The organism is Microbacterium sp. Bi128 (assembly GCF_918698205.1).
This window is the reverse complement of the sequence record NZ_CAKKMM010000797.1, coordinates 1-2,317: the sequence shown is the minus strand read 5'-3', so window position 1 is coordinate 2,317 and position 2,317 is coordinate 1. Positions and strand designations below refer to the sequence as shown.

Annotated in this window: 1 protein-coding gene and 1 pseudogene; one reads left to right on the top strand and one right to left on the bottom strand. The window is 61.5% G+C overall.

Annotated features, from left to right (window positions below):
• Positions 1 to 569 precede the first annotated feature (569 nt).
• Complete coding sequence (locus LQV45_RS26385) at positions 570 to 1,484, bottom strand: LysR substrate-binding domain-containing protein (protein ID WP_230009662.1); 915 nt, start codon at positions 1,482 to 1,484, stop codon at positions 570 to 572.
• Positions 1,485 to 1,627: 143 nt separating this feature from the next.
• Between LQV45_RS26385 and LQV45_RS26380 the strand changes: the two are divergent.
• Positions 1,628 to 2,317, top strand: a pseudogene (locus LQV45_RS26380) (hypothetical protein); the annotation flags it as partial.

The window sequence follows — 2,317 nt, the reverse complement described above, 5'->3', positions numbered from 1 at the left end:
AGGCGACGGCGTCGAGGTGTGTCTGGGGGATCTCCAGTACGCCGGATGGGTAGACGCGGTCGGAGATCGCGGGCATCTGATTTGGGTGATCGAGAACGGAACGGCTGACCGCAGGCTGTTCCTGCGCGGGGATGGCGTCACACTATGTCCCATCTGACGGTACTCCCCACCCCGACTCCGACCAGATCCGCGGTACACGATCAAAGCCCTTCTCTCCCGGAATATTCGGAAGGGTGGCGCGAGGTGTCCACTGCTGACCCAAATCTTGTCGACAAGTTACTGAACGAGGCTGAGTCGTCGCTCGTCGAAGTGGCTCTGAGCCGCCGGCCCGCCGGCATTTTGGTCACCCGCCATCACGCAGGCCGGTACGTCCTAGAACTCAGTGAAGAAGTGCCGTTCGGGGAATCCCGGGAGCGGTCCGCCTGGTAAGAGAGCGTTCCTGCTTCCGGAACTACGTGGTCATTATCCAGGCGTCCACTCGAGAGTCAGCACGCAACGCAGCCTGAAACCGTCCAGGAATGGGGCGGGCGCCGACCCTCGGTCTTGAGTCTTCTTGCGCCCGGCGGTCGCTATTCGGGTTCAATGGCGTCCAGGACCTCGACTGCATATTGGATGACAGCCAGTGCCCGGGCAGTCAGCATCGTTTCTTTTGGCCAGACCGCAACGACGGAGGTCTGGCCGGCGCGGGGGCGAAGGTGCCGGGTCACGAGTCCCTTGCCCTCGCTGGAAACCGGGATTTGATTGGGCCGCGACATCAAGAGGCTGTAGCCGAGCCCCCGCCCGACCATCGCCCGGACAAGATCGATTTGCGGGACTACTGCACCCACGTTTGGCTTGAGCCCACGCTGAGCGAACATCAACTGCGTATATTCCGTGCTGGGGGCCGTGTTGAGCATGATGAGTGGCTTGGTCGCCAGATCAGCGAGATCCACGTCGTCCTCTTCAGCAAGTGAATCGTTGGCCCCCAGAACGGCCATGACTTCGGTCTTGTAGATGACCCTGCGCTCCACGTCCGCTGGCAAGCTAATGTCGTAGACGATGGCCGTGTCCAGGGTTCCATCTTCAAGTGCCGGCAACAGGTCGGCGTGGTCTCCTACCGTGATGCTGATTTCGACTTTGGGGTGCAGGCTTGCCATGCCTTCAAGCACGGCGGGAAGGACGTTGCTTGCCAGGCCCGTATAGCAGCCCAGCGACATCGGCCCCTTCAGCTCGCCGCGGATCTCACCCAATCCGTCTGCCAGTGCGCTGGCCTCGCGAAGCAGTTCCCCGGCCCGCTTCGCGAAGTGGCGCCCAGTCGGCGTCAGGTGCATGCCCCTGGCCTTCCTCCGGATGCACAGTTGTTCCCCCAACGCTGCCTCCAGCTCGCTGATGGCATGCGAGAGCGCGGATTCGGAGATGTGGAGCTGTTGCGCCGCGGATCCCAGGGTGGTGTGTTCCGGCAGTGCGGCGAAGAGTTCGAGCTGACGAAACGTGAATTTCGGCACGAATATCACTTCTCCTAAAGAATCGAAATACTTCTACTGATATTCGCAGTTTACTAGAGAAAGATTGCCTGTGACACTGATTACACAAGGAAGTGCCAGTAGGACCGGCTACACAACGACGTGCCAGTAGGAGTAAGACAACAATGACGACACAAGCCGCACAGTGCCCCTACCACGGGAACTCGGAGACCCGAAGCGATGACGCGGCCTCGGTTCCCGGCAGCAGCGATCAAGCTCGCACCACCGCTTCTCAGGACGCCGCCGACTACGCCGTGGCTGACTGGGTTGACGTGGCCGAACTTGCATCGGATCCCTACCCGACCTATGCCCGGCTGCGGGCAGAGTCGCCGGTCGCCTGGGTTCCGCAGGTTAACAAGTTCCTCGTCACCAACTACGCCGGCTGCCACACGGTGGAACAGGATCAGGAGATCTTCACCGCCAACGTTTCCGGCGCCACGATGACCCGGGCCATCGGTGCCCAGCCGATGCTGCGCAAGGATGATCCGGAGCATTCAGTAGACCGGGCACCGGTAAATCCTGTGCTTCGTCCCAAGTCCATCAAGGAAGTCTGGGGCCCGGTCTTTGAGCGCAACGCCGAAACCTACCTTGAGAATGTCGCCGAGCTTGGCCCAGAGGAGGCGGACCTGAACCGCGACTATGCCGCCCCTGTGGCCTCGCAGAACCTCATCGACCTGCTGGGGCTGAAGGACGTATCAGTGGAGCAGGTCCGCCGCTGGTCCCACGACTTCATCGCGGGCATGGGCAACGTCCTGGACGATCAGTCGATCTGGGACCGGTGTGACGCTTCGACCGCGGAGGCCGATGCTTTACTC